Source organism: Acrocarpospora corrugata (genome assembly GCF_009687845.1).
Taxonomy (GTDB): domain Bacteria; phylum Actinomycetota; class Actinomycetes; order Streptosporangiales; family Streptosporangiaceae; genus Acrocarpospora; species Acrocarpospora corrugata.
On record NZ_BLAD01000068.1, the window covers coordinates 62,635 to 78,473 of the forward strand.

13 protein-coding genes are annotated in these 15,839 nt (G+C 66.2%); 7 read left to right on the forward strand and 6 right to left on the reverse strand.

The genetic code is table 11. From position 1 onward, the window contains the following. Positions 1-26: 26 nt before the first annotated feature. Together dpdF and dpdE are read right to left on the reverse strand one after the other, a co-directional pair. Positions 27-2,459: a protein DpdF gene (gene dpdF / locus Acor_RS27060; protein WP_170317098.1), complete on the reverse strand. Its 2,433-nt coding sequence runs from the start codon at positions 2,457-2,459 to the stop codon at positions 27-29. Positions 2,460-2,470: 11 nt separating this feature from the next. After that, on the reverse strand, positions 2,471-5,581 hold the full coding sequence (gene dpdE, locus Acor_RS27065; protein ID WP_155339573.1) for a protein DpdE: 3,111 nt from the start codon (positions 5,579-5,581) through the stop codon (positions 2,471-2,473). Between the two features lie 557 nt (positions 5,582-6,138). On the opposite strand from dpdE, the gene Acor_RS27070 reads away from it, so the two are divergent. Beyond that, a complete protein-coding gene (locus Acor_RS27070) occupies positions 6,139-6,723 on the forward strand; it encodes a hypothetical protein (RefSeq protein WP_155339574.1) in 585 nt (194 codons plus the stop codon). A 108-nt stretch (positions 6,724-6,831) separates the two neighbouring features. Here the strand turns inward: Acor_RS27070 and Acor_RS42845 are convergent, their stop codons facing one another. From Acor_RS42845 to Acor_RS27090, 4 genes are all read right to left on the reverse strand, one after another. Continuing rightward, complete coding sequence (locus tag Acor_RS42845) at positions 6,832-7,614, reverse strand: hypothetical protein (RefSeq protein WP_174876201.1); 783 nt, start codon at positions 7,612-7,614, stop codon at positions 6,832-6,834. Positions 7,615-8,021: 407 nt separating this feature from the next. Beyond that, on the reverse strand, positions 8,022-8,372 hold the full coding sequence (locus Acor_RS27080) for an LLM class flavin-dependent oxidoreductase (RefSeq protein WP_246239166.1): 351 nt from the start codon (positions 8,370-8,372) through the stop codon (positions 8,022-8,024). Between the two features lie 83 nt (positions 8,373-8,455). Further along, positions 8,456-10,204, reverse strand: a complete 1,749-nt coding sequence (locus Acor_RS27085; RefSeq protein WP_155339576.1) for a S9 family peptidase — start codon at positions 10,202-10,204, stop codon at positions 8,456-8,458. Then, positions 10,201-11,511, reverse strand: coding sequence for a helix-turn-helix domain-containing protein (locus Acor_RS27090; RefSeq protein ID WP_155339577.1), 1,311 nt, complete (start codon positions 11,509-11,511; stop codon positions 10,201-10,203). The genes Acor_RS27085 and Acor_RS27090 overlap by 4 nt, the downstream gene beginning before the upstream one ends. A gap of 78 nt (positions 11,512-11,589) precedes the next feature. On the opposite strand from Acor_RS27090, the gene Acor_RS27095 reads away from it, so the two are divergent. Genes Acor_RS27095 through Acor_RS27115 form a run of 6 tightly spaced genes read left to right on the forward strand, consistent with a single transcriptional unit; the run spans position 11,590 to position 15,574 of the window. Further along, a complete protein-coding gene (locus Acor_RS27095) occupies positions 11,590-12,486 on the forward strand; it encodes a radical SAM protein (RefSeq protein ID WP_218034506.1) in 897 nt (298 codons plus the stop codon). Next, the gene (locus Acor_RS27100; RefSeq protein ID WP_218034507.1) at positions 12,483-13,487 is read left to right on the forward strand and encodes a methionine adenosyltransferase; all 1,005 of its coding nucleotides are present in this window, start codon (positions 12,483-12,485) and stop codon (positions 13,485-13,487) included. The genes Acor_RS27095 and Acor_RS27100 overlap by 4 nt, the downstream gene beginning before the upstream one ends. Next, positions 13,484-13,672, forward strand: a complete 189-nt coding sequence (locus Acor_RS43445; RefSeq protein WP_218034508.1) for a hypothetical protein — start codon at positions 13,484-13,486, stop codon at positions 13,670-13,672. Before Acor_RS27100 ends, Acor_RS43445 begins: the two co-directional genes overlap by 4 nt. Then, positions 13,669-14,307, forward strand: a complete 639-nt coding sequence (locus Acor_RS27105; protein ID WP_155339578.1) for a class I SAM-dependent methyltransferase — start codon at positions 13,669-13,671, stop codon at positions 14,305-14,307. Before Acor_RS43445 ends, Acor_RS27105 begins: the two co-directional genes overlap by 4 nt. After that, a complete protein-coding gene (locus Acor_RS27110; RefSeq protein WP_155339579.1) occupies positions 14,304-14,978 on the forward strand; it encodes a phytanoyl-CoA dioxygenase family protein in 675 nt (224 codons plus the stop codon). Before Acor_RS27105 ends, Acor_RS27110 begins: the two co-directional genes overlap by 4 nt. Then, the gene (locus Acor_RS27115; protein ID WP_155339580.1) at positions 14,975-15,574 is read left to right on the forward strand and encodes an FkbM family methyltransferase; all 600 of its coding nucleotides are present in this window, start codon (positions 14,975-14,977) and stop codon (positions 15,572-15,574) included. Before Acor_RS27110 ends, Acor_RS27115 begins: the two co-directional genes overlap by 4 nt. Positions 15,575-15,839 lie beyond the last annotated feature (265 nt).

Genomic DNA, 15,839 nt, shown 5'->3' on the forward strand with positions numbered 1-15,839 from the left:
TATCGGGGGGGGTGAGTAACGGCATATCAAATTTTCCTCAACAGATCTTCGATCTCGTAGCTGGGCGTCCACGCTTCGTGCAGAAGTTGTCTCGAATTCGCCGGATCACGTCGCGTTCTGGGTGTCAGCACGATTCCGAGTGGCTGGCGGGCAAGGCGTGACAACGCCCGGGCCAGTATTGTGTCGCCGAGGGATGGGTCAACCACGAGCAGCGTAGGCACTCGCCACGTTGCATTCGACCGCCCGGACCACGCGTGAACATCCTCAACCCACCAAGGCCCCGTTGCCCGGGTGCGCCAGGCGACGCCCTTACGGTCTGCGGTGACGATGACGATGACGCCTCTACGGAGAAGACGGTCAACCAGCGTCTGCAGCGCGCTGTCGTTGGAGGGTCCCAGACGTACGCTCATCCTGCCGTCGGCCGACAGGCAGCGCAGGTCGTCGATCGCTTCTGCGTGCGACTCGCCCGCCAGCAGCGTGGGGTGGCCCGGGGCTGGGGCGGGCAGTCTGCCGGTGCGGCGGCAGTGTGGGCAGCCCCCGCAGCCCACCGACACCGGAAATTGGTTCCCGACATCATCTTCCAGTCGATAGCGGCGGGCCAGGTAGTGGTTGACGCACTCGTCAATCCCTTGAATCAGGTCTGTCGCGGTGGTGAGCGCGGCGGCGGCGGCGTCGCGGGTCTCCCGCTGACCGGCGGCGAGGCGCGCACGGAACGCTTCCGCGTCGTCGAGGTCACTGTGCAGGATTTCGACGGTGGCTGCCGCCCGCTGCGCGTCGAAGAGCGCCTCCACCTCGTCGTCGTCGGCGTCGACGGGCACGTCATGCGGTACCGGCCAACTCCGCCGGATCATTCCCGCTCGGTCCATCGCCGCCAGGGTCTGCACGTTCCAGTAGATGTTGGCGCGGCTGGATGGATATGTAACTCCGGCATGCTCCGCCCGCAGATCGACGGTGAGTTCGTCTCCCGACCACTGTCCGTGTCGCATGCTCTGCCAGCGTAGCCACGCGAGGTCGGGACCAATGAGGCGCTCACGCGCGATGTCATTCGCCACTCGCATGTCCACAGGGGTCCACAGGACCAAAGCCGTCGCGGCGCGACCGTCGCGACCGGACCGCCCGACCTCCTGATATAGCCGGTCGACGGACTCGGGCATGCACACGTGGACCACGCTGCGGACGTCGTCAATGTCGATGCCGAGCCCGAAAGCGGAGGTTGCCACCACGATATCCAGGTCCTCGTCCGGTGTGCCGTCCAGGCGTAGACCACGCACGGCCGCCTGCCGGACGCTGGGCTTGGGGTTGCCGGCGATCTCGGCCACGGCGGCGAACCCTGCATCAGTCAGCCATGAACGCACCGTCCTGGTGTTGGTGGATCGTTCCGACATGTGCAGCGTGGTGTACACCAAGGCCGGCCGGGGTAGGTGCCGCAGCGCCTCGATCAACTTGTCGCGCTTGTCGGCTTCGTTCGTGCAGCGCGCCGACCACCACGCCGGCTCCGACCGGGTCGTCTGTCCGGACACGAGAACGCGGTGCCGACCACCGAACAGCCGGGTCAGCGTTGACAGGCCGTAGGTGTCTAACGTCCCTGTAAGCAGAACAGTAGCCGCCTGCCGGCCTTGTGGGGCGGTATCGAGCAGCCTTTGGCGAAGGCCGGCGAGGGCGTGGAACGCTGGGCGGAACGCGTCGCCCCACTCGGCGACGATGTGGGCCTCATCCACGACGATGAGGTCGAGTGTTCCCCGCTCAGCGGCCTGCGTCAGGGGCGCGGCGAGAACGGTGCAGGCCGCCTCGGGCGCGGCGATCGTCAGCCATTGAGAGCCCGCCGCGATGCCGTCGCGGATGCGTTCCTTGTCCGACGGGTCCGCGCTGCCGAAGTAGGCGAACGGGTCGCGGTCGTCGCCCAGCAGCCCCTGCACCCGCCGCTCGAGGTCAATCGCGAGTGAGATGGTAGGCACGACGATGACAGCCTGCCGCGGCCGGTTGCGCAGCGCCCGCGTGAGGACCACATCGCTCTTGCCAGAGCCGGTGGGCAACACGCAGATAACGGTGTCGCCAGGGCCCGCAAGGGCGGCGGCTCGCAGCGCATCGCGCTGCCCGAAACTTTTGGCAGCGGCGTGGCCCATAGTTTGCTGGTAGAAGACATCCGCCGGGACGTCGTCGTCAAACCGTCGTGGCGCGCGGCGGCTTGGGGCGTCGTCGGGTGCGGTGGTGTCATAGTGGTCCAGCCAGCCAGGCTTCCACTCGGCCAGCCGAAGCGCTGTCCCCTTGCGTAGCAGGCCGTGGCCAGCCCACACGCCTGGGTCCCAGTGCTCGAAAGGCGTACCAGGCAGCGCCAGGGAGGCGCGGCTGGCGATCAACCCCGTACGGATCAGGACCGCGAGGTCAGCAGCCGACGCCCCTCGCCTGGACAACCGGCGGTCCAGCCGCCGGTCCCGCGCGCGTAACTCGTCCAGCGTCACGCTTGCCATGCTCATGCTTCCGGCCCAGTGAGGAAGACGACCCCACATGAGTCGATCGCCAACTGGGGCGCCTCGGCAGCCGCCAATACCGCATTGAGAACATGAGGGTCACTGAATGCGTCCGCACCGACGCGGCGACGAGCCTCTACCACGGCCTCCTCGCGCGCATGCATCGCCTTCGCCTCGATCGAGGCGGAAGACACGTACTGCTGCACGCTCGGACGCCGCGCCACCAGCCGCAACGCCTCGCGGGCGGTCCGTTCACACAGATCCCGCCAGCCGGCCATCTGGGTCAAGTATTCGAATCGCTCCGGGCGGCTTCCCAGGTTGTCGCCATCGGCGGCGTCGAGGGCCTGGCATACCTCGTCGGGGAGCTCCCCCCGGTCGGGCCGCCACCACACTCGTTCAGCAAGCGGTGGGAACAGCTGGCCCAGCCGTACGGCGGCGGCCGCCGCGGCCGCGTCATCGACGGCGCGCAAATCGTCCACCGGCGCGGGGTCCGCCGTGACGATGACACTGAACATGAACACAGCGAGTATGGAGCCGGGCTCGCGGTGCGGTTGGTGTATCTCGATCGCGAAGGCTCGTCCTCGGTCGTCACGCATAGCCAAGTGGGCGAATCCGTCGACGAGCGGTTCGCCCCATCGCAGCAAGCCGATACCGTTCGCGGCGTCGGCGCGGCGGTGAGCGTAGCGGCGTCGCAGGTGACCCGGTCCGATCTTGTGGATGTCCGACTCGGTCACCCCTGGCGGGTGCTTGGTGCTCACGCCGAAGCGGATGCCGCGCTTGTCCACGTCCTCGGTGAATCTGAGCATCTTGACCGCATAGCCGCGGAATGCGCTGAGGATGGTGTCCGCGCGGTCGGCCTGGATCATGCCGTCGGCCAACTGCTCGTCCTCGGCGCGGTCCTCGATCGCGTCGAGCAGGTCCTGACCCTCGATCTGCCGCCGCTGCGTGTCGAGATCGTCGCGCCGGGCGGCCATACGTTCACTGGCGTAGTCCAGCCCTCGGTCGATCGCGTCGGCGAGGAAATCGCATTCGACGTCCGGGAGTATGTACTGCAAGGTTGCGCTAGATTCACCGAACAGGCTCAACCCCTCGTCGAGGGCGTGACGCCATCCCCCGAGATGCGCGTCGAGGATTGTGGTTTGCTCCCGAAACGCTACGGAGCGCACCGGGGCATTCGCCGAAGAGCCCCGCAGAGACCAACGGTCGAACCGTCCGAGGCGCTGTTCGAGCCGGGCAACGTTCACCGGCAAGTCCAGGTGCAAGACCTCCTCAACCACCTGCAAGTTGATGCCTTCTTCACCACCTCGATCCATGACGATCACGGCCCGGGATGGCTCGTCGGCGAAGCCGCGGGCCGCCTCGGCCCGCTCAGCCGCGCTCATGGTTGACAACAGTCGCACCACGCGGCCAGTCCCGAACTGGGCCTCCAGGCGTTGTGCGGCGGCTTCGGCCGTCGCAGGAAATGAACAAGTGACCGCGATGCGATGACGGCCGACGTGTGGCCAGGCCCACTGCACCATCGCCGCGAAACGGTCCGCGTCCGTGTCAGATTCGAGGATCGCCTCGATCTGAGCTGCAACCGTGTAGCCAAGCGCGGTACCGGAGAAGCCTGTCAGCGACGCCCTCTCCGCGTCGTCGAGGTCGTGGCAGTCCTCGCCACGCAAAGCCCTAGCGAGATCGGCAAGCGCGGTCACCGGAGCCATGGCTCGGCCGAGGACGGTGCGAAAGACATTCTGAGGTTCCGCCGACTCAAGTACGGCGAGTTCGATTCGCAAATCCTCGATCATCGTCAAGACCGCCGCACGCCGCGCGTCGGGATCTGTCAGCAGCCACTCTCGCCCCACGGTGCGTCCACGCACCGGAAACAGGCGGGCCAGCGAGGCACTCCGCCGCGTCCGGATCATCCGGCGGTGAATGCGATGTGTCTCAGCAAGTTGCATTCGCACGCGGCGGCAGACTTTGCGGACCGCGTCGATATCCCGGTCTGCAATGAGGCGATCAAGCACATCGAGTTCCTGCTGGAGCCACTGCGCGTCCGGCAGTAACTGGCGCAGCGTCGCGCTGGGCTCGTCCAAGAACATCACCGGCGTGTCATCGCCGAGCGCCGCCAGTGCCTGCGCCAGATCATCCCGGATCTCGACCCGCTGCCGGAACTGGGCCAGCCCGTCGAGGGGATAGGCCGAGGGATCGAGCAGGTGAAGCATCCGCAAGAACCCGTCCTCATTCGACCGCACCGGCGTCGCCGAGAGCAGCAACACACTCGACGCCGCGTGGCTAAAGTCGCACAGTCGCTGGTAGACCTCCTCGTGACCGGCGTCCGCGACTCTAGTCAGTCGGTGGGCCTCATCGACGACGACGATCAGCTTGCCGATCGGGGCAACTGACCGGATCTCCGAATGAGAAAGGACACGCACTCGCCCCGGAAACTGATCTACTCGGAACTTCGACGACAACTCGGCTCGCCACTGCTCGGTCAAACCGTCCGGGGCGAGAACGAGCGCATCGTCGGCGCTATCGAGCAGGAGTTGGCGCATTACCATACCGGCCTCGACCGTCTTTCCTAGACCGACCTCGTCAGCGAGCAGATATCGCTTTACAGGGTCGGCAAGGATGCGCCGTGCGGCTCCAACCTGGTGCGCGTGAATCTCAACGCCGGACGACCAGATTCCGGCCAGCCCTTGAGCGGCGACACGCTGACGGAGAACATCGCCAACGAAGGCCGCCCGACGGTCATGGAGAAACCGGCTCTCCACGGTGCCAGCCTTCAACAGGGCCACGGGATCGTGAACCGGCTGCGACCACCGGGCGTATAACCGGTCTATTTCGACATACTCCGAGTGGCCATTCGGGAAGTCGACCAGGTACGTCACACCATCCGAGTCACACGAATCGACGAACCCAGCGCGCCATGTCCCACCGTGACGGCACCACACCCGCTGGTGCTTTTCCAATCGCACCGTTTCGAGTGTGTCCTTACCTATCGGAATGGCAACCTCGTCCGTCGTCGGCCCGTCGAAGAACCGAACAACGCGCATACCCTTCCGAACCTTGCCGATGCCGTAGACCGGATGACGGATGAAGGCGTCGGCAGTTGCAGCGACAGCGTTATTCAAGGCCCGACGTCACCTGCCCAGGGGCAGTGCGTTCCCCACTAGACACGGCCACCTCCCGATCATCGCGTTCAGGAATGCCGGGCGTTGACTGGCAGGCGTCCGCGAGCACACCGACCAGCAGATCGTCTCCCCCCGCATCGTGATCGATACGGTCAGGGACGAATCCTAGCAAGGGGGACCGACACTTTCACTCGCCATTTCACACACCCTTGCTTCGGTTGGGGATTGGTGCCCTCATGGCGTAGCACCCGTGAAGCGGAACCTGTCAAATAATCTTGGGTAGTTGTCTTGGCCAAATCCATGCCTGTTTGTCTGGTTCGGTCTCCGGGATTGGATTGTATCCACCCGTTCGAAGACGGAAACGGCGACTGGCTCGGCTCCTCGCCAACATCATCATCGGCGCTGCTGGCCTTCCGCCTCTGATCATCGGTGGCCGGTGACCGCAACCGCTACCTCAACGCGCTCGCGATCAGCGACCAAGGGGGAGACCTTGCTCCGCTCTCAGGGGTCTTCATGCGCACGCTCAGGCGGTCTATCAAGGACATGCGGGACCCCAAGTGGGCGTGAAGATCTTCGAGCAGGAGATCCAGCAACGAGCTGAGACCTCGTACAACCGGTGGCGGAGGTCGTTCCTGCGGTGGCTTGACCTTCTCGCTGGAGGGTTGGCGCTGCACCGTCTACATCTGCGCACCGATCCCGAAGAGATGATCGACCGCGACGGTTACGCCCGTATTCGATCCCGAACCCGCGATGGCCTCGTCGTCGGGGGCATCGGCTCCGACTGGTATCCCAACAGCCGGGCGTACCTTCTGCTCAACCCAGCGGAAGATCTCTTCCGTTGGAGCTATGGAGAGCCGGCTCTCTCCTTCCTTAAGTACGCGCCGCAGGCGTGGTCGGAGACCGTCTATGCGCCGATGAAGAGCAGAGTTACCGAGATCATCGTGCGCGAGAACCTATCGGACGGAGTCGTCATCCGAGACCTCGGGCGGACACGCGGCATGCCTGCCGAAGAGGCGGCGGAGTTCGTGGCAGGGCGGCTTTCGCTGGACTTCCGCGACGGGCAAGCCAGGGCGCGGGCACCGTTCGCGCAAGCCAACCCCATAGGGTTCGGCCTGGGATACACGGCGACGAATAGCTACTAGCGGCTGCCCAGCCCGCCCGCCATACCTCCGCCCGTAGCTCGTCGATCCGTTCGATCACCTCGGTGGGCGTCCCCGTCGCACTTGAGGCCTGCTGGCGAGTTGAAACGCTCAGCGGCCACGCCGCTCATCTTCGAGCATGTCAAGGTACCTATCGACGGCGGCCCGCTCAAGGTCATCCTCGATCATGCCGATGAGAGACAATGCCCGCCTCTCCAACTCGTCGGGATCGATGAGGCCGAACGCGAGATCGCTTCCAGCGGAGATCACCAGCCGACCGTTCGGAAGCTTCTGCAGTGACCGGGACCTCGCGCCAGGGACAGCATCGCCATCGTCAAAGTCAGCGTCGTCGAGGTGTTCGAGCGTGTTCCGTACATTCGCCAGCACGACGTCGGGAACCGGGGCACTCCCACCTCGCACTTTCACGAGGCGACGGTTCCACCGTTCCAACTGGTAGGCAGCCCATACCAGGGTGTGCTCCTCGGCCCAGAGCTCCCGGAAATTCCTATCCAGGTCTTCCTGAGTGGGGCTCCACTCTTCCAGCCGCTCATAGTTGCGGCCATCGCGGTGGAACTTTGTGCGTATGGTCCGCAGTCGGTCGACCTGCTGGAGTACCGCTTCGCCCCATGTTCGGACGAAGTGCACGCAGTGACGCTCAAGCTCGTGCGGGTCGGTGGTCATGTGATCTTCTCTCGATGAGGACGCACGATCGCTGTTCACGCGCGCTAGCAGGTCAGACGCTGGGCCAGGCCCTGTCTCAGGGTCGAGCCCCATTATCTGGCGGGCGCGCCGTAGGAAGGCTTCCTGTTCACCGTCGGGCGGCTCGAGGTCGATGTAATGCTGGTTGTAGTCACTGCCGGCGTGGCGCCCCTCGGGGTGGAACGGGGCGTCCACGTTCCGTCGTACGAAAGCGTCGTGGAGTTCGGCGAGTTCACGCGGGCGTGCAACGCGCTCCTGCGACGGACGCCCGGCCGACCAGCCCGGTGCTGCTGGTCGTTAACATGCTGAGCGTGGTTGCTGTTCCAGGTGGGAGAGGGGCTCGGGGCGAGCGGCCTGGCCGCCGCCGCTCAGGGGCCTGGTGGCCCGCCCCGCCCGGAAGACACTGTTTGGCGAATTGATCACTGGGACAGGCTGCGGGGTCCCTTCGGAAGGAGCGGGGCGTTTCTGTGTGTCGGCAAGGCTGATGTCATCAGATATACGCACGGGATTGAGTCGCCTTTCAGGTGACCGCCGGCGTATCTGGCAATTTGATAGCTGCTCGAATCGGTCGGATAACAGCTCGAGGTACGTGTTCGGGGACTTCAAAGGATGAAATTGCGATGAAGCTCGGCGGGTACGTCCAGGCCGGCCGCTATCACCGTCTCGCTCGTCTTCGCGGCTGAGAAAAGGTCGGATATCAATGGGGCCGGGATGGTGCCAAGCCTGACGTCCAGTGTGGCGGCTTCCTTGGCCAGCACGGCCGGGTGTCGGAAGTCGTTGGCGAATACCAGGGAGCCCACGCGGAGCGTTGTCGTGACGCAGGCTGCCGCGGTCAGCGCAGCGATCGGGGAGAAGCGGGGTCCGCCGAGGTGATCGGAGATGAGGAGGGTGCTGTATCCGTCGCCCTCAAGGCGTCTGGCCTTGTCGGTCCATTCCTTTCCGGACTCGGCCATGCGGAGGACGGCACCGAAGCGAAATCTCCGTGGCATCGTTCGTCGTGCTCCGGCTGAGCAGCCGGCGTCGGACGTGGGCCCGTTCAAGACGCGGTGGGTTCGTTTAGGAACGCCAGTTCCGCGGCCAGCGCCTCCACGATGGTTGTCTGCTTTCCCAAGCCGTGGCCCTCGTCCTTGAAGATCACAAGGGGATGAGGGGTCTTTAGCTCTGCCGAGAGGCGGATGGTCTCCTCAACGGGGGTGACGGGGTCGGCCTCGCCATGAAGGAGCAGCACCGGCTTGGTGATCTCTGTTGGGTCGGCGGCGTCGCCGGTCAGGAGGTCGGAGTGGTGGGCTTGGAACTTGGGTGCCGTTCGTTGCCAGGTCGCGGGGTCGATAATCGGGCTTCTTGCGATGGCGGCGGTGAATACGTCGGTGAGCTGCAAGGCCCGGAGGGCCGTGTAGCCTCCGGCGCTGGCGCCCCAGATGACGGTTCTGGAGGAATCGGCGATGCCTTCATGTGCGAGGTGCAGCGCGATGTCGGCGCAGTCGTGTGGGTCGAGGGTTCCCCATTGGCCGAGGAGGGCTTGGCGGTAGGCGCGGCCGTAGCCGGTGCTGCCTCGGTAGTCGACCTCCGCGACGCAGTAACCGCGGCTGACGAAGAACTGGGTGTGCAGGTCGAGGCGCAGTGGGGCGCAACTGGTCGGGCCCGGGTGTGCTTTGACGATCAGCGGCAGTTCACCACCTGCGGCAGGTTGGTGGACTAGCGCGTTCAACGGGGAGCCGTCGCGCGAAATGATCGTCCAGGCTTGCGGTTCGGTCGCGTCGTCCCATCGGTGAACAGCGGTCAGGGCTTCACACATACCGGACTCGATATCGATCAGGTGGACCGCGGGCAGCTGTTTCGGGTTCGCCCCGATCACGGCGAGGCGCATGGGGTTCCCCGCGATATAGGGCTTGATCGAGGTGAACGGGATGTCGGGGCAGGGGCGGGTTCTGCCCTCCTGGAGAAGGCGCAGGACGGTGCGACCGCCCCTCTGGGCCAGTACCGCGATCGTGCCTGGATTCAGGAAAGTGTAGGTCCGGTATCCGAATTCCCAGAGGGCGACGGCGTGTTCCTCCTCGCCCTGGAGGACCGGTACAGCGGCCCCGCCTCGCCAGGAGCATAGGTTCCACCAGCCGTCTCGGTCGGTGACGAAGTGCAGGACGCCGCTGGGGCTCCACTCAGGTTGGAAGATCGACTCTTCCGTGCCTCCGGCTAGGTACTGCGGCGCTCCGAGAGTTCCGTCAGTGCGCAGGTCTGCGCGGTACAGGAAGGTGCCGTCCCAAGGCATCTGGGGTGCGTTCCAGCAGATCCATGTGAGCGTCCGGCCGTCGGGGCTGGATCTTGGGAAGGCGTAGAAGTCCCAACCGGACGCGATCACTTCCACCGGGCCTGATCCGTCCGCAGGGACGGACACCAGCTCGTTCACCGTGTCGATCCCGGCACGTCGTTCCCGGACGCAGACGACGCGGTCGCGTACCAGCTGGAGGTCGGCGTAGCGGTCCGCTGGTTCGGTCGCGGGAGTGATCGGCGTTTCGGTGCCGTCGCGGCCGAGGCAGATGACACGCTGGGTTTGCGCGTCGCAGAACCAGACTTCGCCGCTGACCGCGATATAGGCACCGCCACCGTACTCGTGAACGTAGGAGGCGACCCCGACGCGGACGACTCGCACACCTTCCTCGGGCGTCCAGTGGACGAGGACGTCGCCTTCTTGACGTCCTTCGATCCAGTACAGGTCGTCGCCGTCCTGCTGAAGGGCGTCATAAGAGACCGATCGGCGCGCCACGATCTCAGCGGGCAACGGGGTCATGCTGCTCCCCTCGTGAGCGCGCGTGCCTGTTCGTCGAGCTTCGCGACCATCGAAGCGTGCCCTGCGCCCTCAAGACGATTCCTGAGCCGGCCGACACGCCGCAGCCCCGAGGAGAAGCCGACGCGGGCGAACACCTCAAGCGCCCGTGTCGCCGCGTCCAAGCATTCCTCCGGTTCACCCGCGAGGAGCCTGGATTCGGCGAGCCCCATGGTCAGTTGCGCACCCTTCCGTTCCCTGCCCGCGCCGATGGTGGCCAGACCGTCCGTGAAGGCGGACGCCGCCCTGGCCGCGTCGCCCAGGCGCAGATAGCTCTGGCCCATGAACCCGGCAAGTGAGGTCTGGTCGAAGTCGTACATCCACGGTTCCTTACCCCGCGCGGCGTCGAGGTGGCATTGCGCGCGGTCGAGAAGGGCCGGGACTTCGGCCTGGTGGTCGGGTTCGAGCGCTTTGGCGCTTGCCGAGACCGCGCACAACCATGATCTCGTGAGAAGCGACGTCGAGGCCGATGCCTGCGCCAATGCCTCGCTCGCGTAGCCGATCGCCTGGACGCCGAGACCGTTCGCCTCGTGGGTCAGGGCCCGATAGCCGGAGACGTAGCTCCGGAGTCCGGGATCGACCGTCGTGGAAAGCAGTTCGCTCGCGAGCCCGTACAAGTTGCTCATCTTGTGGTGGTCGCCGAGATCGAACCAGAGCCACGCGGAGAATCCCGCGGCTTCTCCCGCGAGAGCCACGAGGCGTTCTTTCCGCCCGTTCGGCTGCGGCGCCGTCAGCAACGACATGATCACGCCGAGGTGGGCTTCAACGACCACAGCCATCTGGGCGGACGGCAGGACGCCGTACAGTTTCCGCTGCCGGTCGGTGATGTCCTCCAGCTCCTGGATGGTGGTCGCGGAGACGGTCGAGGGCCGCAACGCGCCCTCACGCAGCCGGGCCCAGGGGTCCTCGGTCGCTTCCGGACGGACATCGTGCCGTCGAGCGACGATCGCGCTGTGCCGGGCGGCGGCCTGCTCGGTGACGACCGTGGGGAACAGCCCGAGCAACTGGCCGCCTGCGGCCAGCACACGATCGCACTCGGCCACCACCGGCTCTGAGGGGGCCACCTCGCCACGTTCTACCGCGCCCAGGTGCTGCCAGGAACTGCCGGTCAGCTCACCGAGCCGCATCAACGTCAGATTGCGCTCGATCCGTAGACGCCGCAGCTCAGCCCCCAAGCGCCCCCGCGCGGTGGTAGGGGGCGGCAGCGCTTTGGTGGGGCGTCCTCTACGCCGTGGGGGCGGGGCCATTTTCCGCTCGCTTTCGGGCGGCATTTACTCGTCGTTGCGAGCAAATCAGGCCGAGGGGTGTGCTGTCACCCGGATCGCTCATGCAAATTCACGGAGGTGAATATGCGCATCTCGGCCATGACGTCGTCCCCGGCACCGTGGGAGTGGGAGTTCGACTGGCACCTGACGAACCGGTGCAACTTCTTCTGCGAATACTGCCACCCGCAGATCCGGTACGTCCTCAACAAGAAGGACCTGAACGAGCCATCCCCCGAACTGGTGGTGCGGCGGTTCAACGAGACCGGGCGGACGTGCCTGGTGCACATGTCGGGAGGCGAGCCTTTCCTGTTCCCCGGGTTCGTGGAGCTGTGCGCGGGCCTCACCGAACGGCACCACATCAGCATCAACACCAACCTCGCCTCCGACGACGTCGCGGCGTTTGTCCGGAGCGTCGATCCCGGCAGGACCGTGAAGATCGTCGCGGCGCTGCACGTGCCGGAGCGGGAGCGCCTGGGCCTGGACCTGAGCTCCTTCGCCGCCAACTACCACCTGCTTCGGGAACGGGGCTTCGACGTAGACGCCCTATACGTCCTGTACCCGCCGCTGCTTTCTCGGCTCGCCGGAGACCTCGATCTGCTCCACGAGCTCGGGGTGGAGCACATCCGGGCCAAGGTGTTCAAGGGCGTCTACGAGGGCCGCCGGTATCCGGAGGCGTACACCGAAGACGAGCGAAAGATGATCCTCGCCAACTCCGGGGACTACGTGTTCAACAAGCCGTATCTGGACGGGATGCTCTCGTTCCGCGGCCGGCCCTGCACGGCTGGGATGAGCTCGTTCAAGGTCACCGTGACCGGCGAGGTCCGGCGCTGCGCGTCGGTTCCGACGAGCTACGGGAACTTCTACGACGGAACCTTCGCCCCGGCCGACAAGCCCGAGCCCTGCCCTGCTAAGCGGATCCTCGTCATGTCGCAGTGCATGGCCTACGTGATCGGCTCCGAGTCGGTGAAGGCGGGAGCATGAAGATCCTCTTCAGCGCGCTCGGCGCGGCGCAGGCCGGGTTCGACTGTGCGGAACGCAAGGGCATCGGTCACCCCGACACGCTCGCCGACCTGATCGCCGACACGTTCTCGCGCGAATACTCGCGATGGTGCCTGAAGGAGTTCGGCGTCATCCCGAACCACTGGGTCGACAAGGTCACCCTGGTCGGCGCGGCCTCCCATGTGGCATTCGGGTCGTTCACGATCGCCCGTCCTGTCCAGTGCCATCTCATCGGGAAGATCACGGAGCAGGTCGGTGACCGGCCGATTCCCCTGATGGAGTTGTTCGAGCAGGCGACGCTGCACGTCATGGCCGAGGCGCTCGGCGGGACGTCCATCTGGCCACACCTGCTGCTGTTCATCGCCAGCACCTCGGGCACCGCCGTTGACCATGACGCGCGGTTCTACGCGCCGGGCGGTCCGGAGGATCTGCGGAAGGTGCTGCGGTCGGAGACGGTGGCCAACGACACGGTGATCTGCACGGGCAGCTCGGGCCCTGGGCCGGCCGGACGGCTCGCGATCTGGCTCGAAGAGCACATCCGGCACATCGCTCCCGCTCAGATCGGGACGGACGTGAAGACGCTCGTCGTCCGCCAGGGCGACCGGTACGACGTGACGGCCGCCGTACCCGTGCACCCCGAAACCGTCCAGTCGTGGCGGGAATACGCCGATCTCATCGACGCCTTCCGCGACCGTCTGAAATCGGACCTGGCCGCGCGCTGCGACGCCGAACTCCACCTGAACACCAAGGACCGGGCAGAGCGCGGCTATCTCGCCCCGTTCGGGACGGCCCTCGGCAAGGGTGACTGCGGTGTCGTCGGACGAGGGAACAGGGCCTACGGGGTGATCGAGCCGCTGCGGCCGGCCGGATGCGAAGCGCCCGCGGGTAAAACCCGCTCCACCACGGCGGGAAGATCTACAGCGCTCTGGCTTGCCGCGCCGCACAGGCGTTGGAGGCCAAGAGCGGCAGCCCGGCCGAGGTGACCATCGTCGCCCGCAACGGTGAACCGCTGGAAGACCCGGCCTTCCTCCACATCGCGCTCCTCGACGACGCCGACCGAACCGCGGCTGAGGAGATCGTTCGCGAAATCCTCGCGGGTGCGAGTGAGTTCGTGTCCGACTTCCTGGCGGTGGACCCGGTCGACCGCTTCCGAACGGGGGCGCTGTGACGCTGTCCCAGGTACACGAGGAACACCTGGCCACGTTGCGGAGCCTGCCCGTGGAGATCGACGAGCAGGGCATGAAGGTGGGCGACACGTACGTGATGTTCTTCGCCGAGGCCGAGTTGATGAGCCTGCATGCCAACGCGCTGCTCGGGGGCATGTCCGGCGCGCACGTTCTGGAAGTCGGACTCGGGCTCGGCGTGTTCGCCCAGCAGGCCGCCGCTCACCGGCCGGCGTCCTACACAGCGATCGAGCCGCACAGCCAGGTCGCCTCCATGACCCGCCGCCGAGTGCTGCGCGAGGTGTGCGACCAGGTGACGGTCTACCTACAGCCGTGGCAGCTCGTCCCGCCGCCCCAGGCCGAGTTCGACGCCATCATGTACGACACCTGGCCGCCGGACGGCCTCGCGGATCGCGACTTCGAGACGTTCGTCCGACGCTTCGCGATCCCGGGGCTGAAGCCGGGCGGGCGGTTCAGTTTCTTCTCCTCCGGGCCGGTGCTGTCGGCGGCGAGGGCGGAGATCATGGCCAAGTGCTTCACGAGGTGGGAGCAGTACCGCTACACCATGCCCGAACACCTGAGACCTCCCGCGTGGACCAAGCCCACTCGCGAGTTCGTCGTTCCGGTGGCCATCCGATGACGCCCGATCAGGTGCGGCTCTTCCGCCTCGACGGATTCACGGTGCTGCCCACGGGCGTCCTCCCGGATGCGCTTGCCCGGATGCGGATCGACGCGCAACGGTTCCTCGACACCTCCGGCCCCGACGACCCGGCGGCGACCTGCTGGAGGCTCCCCTCCGGAGAGACCTATCTACTGAAGATCAAGTCGGTTATCCGGAGATCGCCCGCCGCACAGAAGATCGCAGGGGAGGTTCAGCCGCAGGTCGAGCGACTCCTCGGAACCCCCGCCCGGCTGATGGACGACAAGATCACCTACAAGCAGCGGGTCCCGTGGGAGCCCCCCGACCGTGTTCTTGACGAGGAGATTCGCAAGCACACCGACGCCGCCTACTACCACCAGCGCGGCTTCGGCGACCCGATCATCACGGTCGCCGTGTGCCTGGACGACTGCACCGCCGAATCGGGAGCGGTCCGAGTGTGGCCCGGTACCCACCGCCGGGACGTCCCGCACCTCCAGACACAGCTCCAGGGGCCGGTAGTCCCCGATGAGGCCGCGCCGGACGACTCCGCGATGATCCTGGAGGCACCCGCCGGATCGGTCCTGGCATGGGACGCACGCCTGGTGCACTCGAGCAGAGCCAACCGGTCGGGGCACTTGCGCCGCCTCCTCATCCTGGGATACGCCCGATGATCCCCTACACACAGCCGCCTCCGTTTCACGCCCAATGGGGTGAGGATCGCTGGCTGGCCGAACACGCGAACCTTCCCGAGCGAGGCGTCTTCGTCGATGTCGGCGCTGGAGACGGAGTCCGAGGAAGCAACACCCTGTACTGGGAACGGCGTGGCTGGACGGGGCTGTGCGTTGATGCCGACCCTCGTAACCAGCAGTCGCTCGCCGGCCGGACGTGCAGGACGGCGAGCTGTGCGGTCGCATCGCAACCCGGACCCCGGACGTTCTCGATGTACGGGCCTCGGCCCTCCCTGTCCGGCCTGGCCGTTGCCGGGCCGGACTACCGGCCGATCACCGTCGAGTGCCGTCCGCTCGCCGCGCTGCTCGCCGACGCCGGCATTGGGAAGATCGACCTGCTGAGCATCGACGTCGAAGGGACCGAACTCGATGTCTGGGACTCCTTCGATCACCACCGGCACCACTCGCGGATCGTCATCATCGAGTACAGCGAAGAGCAGCGGGGTCGTAACGCGGCCGAGATCAAGCGTCATCTCGGCCCCCGGTACGAGCAGATCCACCGAACACCCTCGAACCTGATCCTGAGGAGCCGCGAATGATCCAGATGGCTGGTGTCATCACCACGGCGTTGAGACGCCTCCTCGATCAGCGCGCGGCGATCGTGCTGTGCCCCGATGGGAGAGACGCCGCCGCCTGGCGCGCCTTGCTCACCGCTGCCGAGGCTCCGCACCTCGTCATACCCCTCGTGCGCCTGACCTCATCGGAGACCGGACGGCGACCGGCCCGACCGCCTACCTGGACCTCCACCACGACACCATCGCCACCCTGACCATCGCGCCCTCGCCCTTGGACGACTTCGACCCG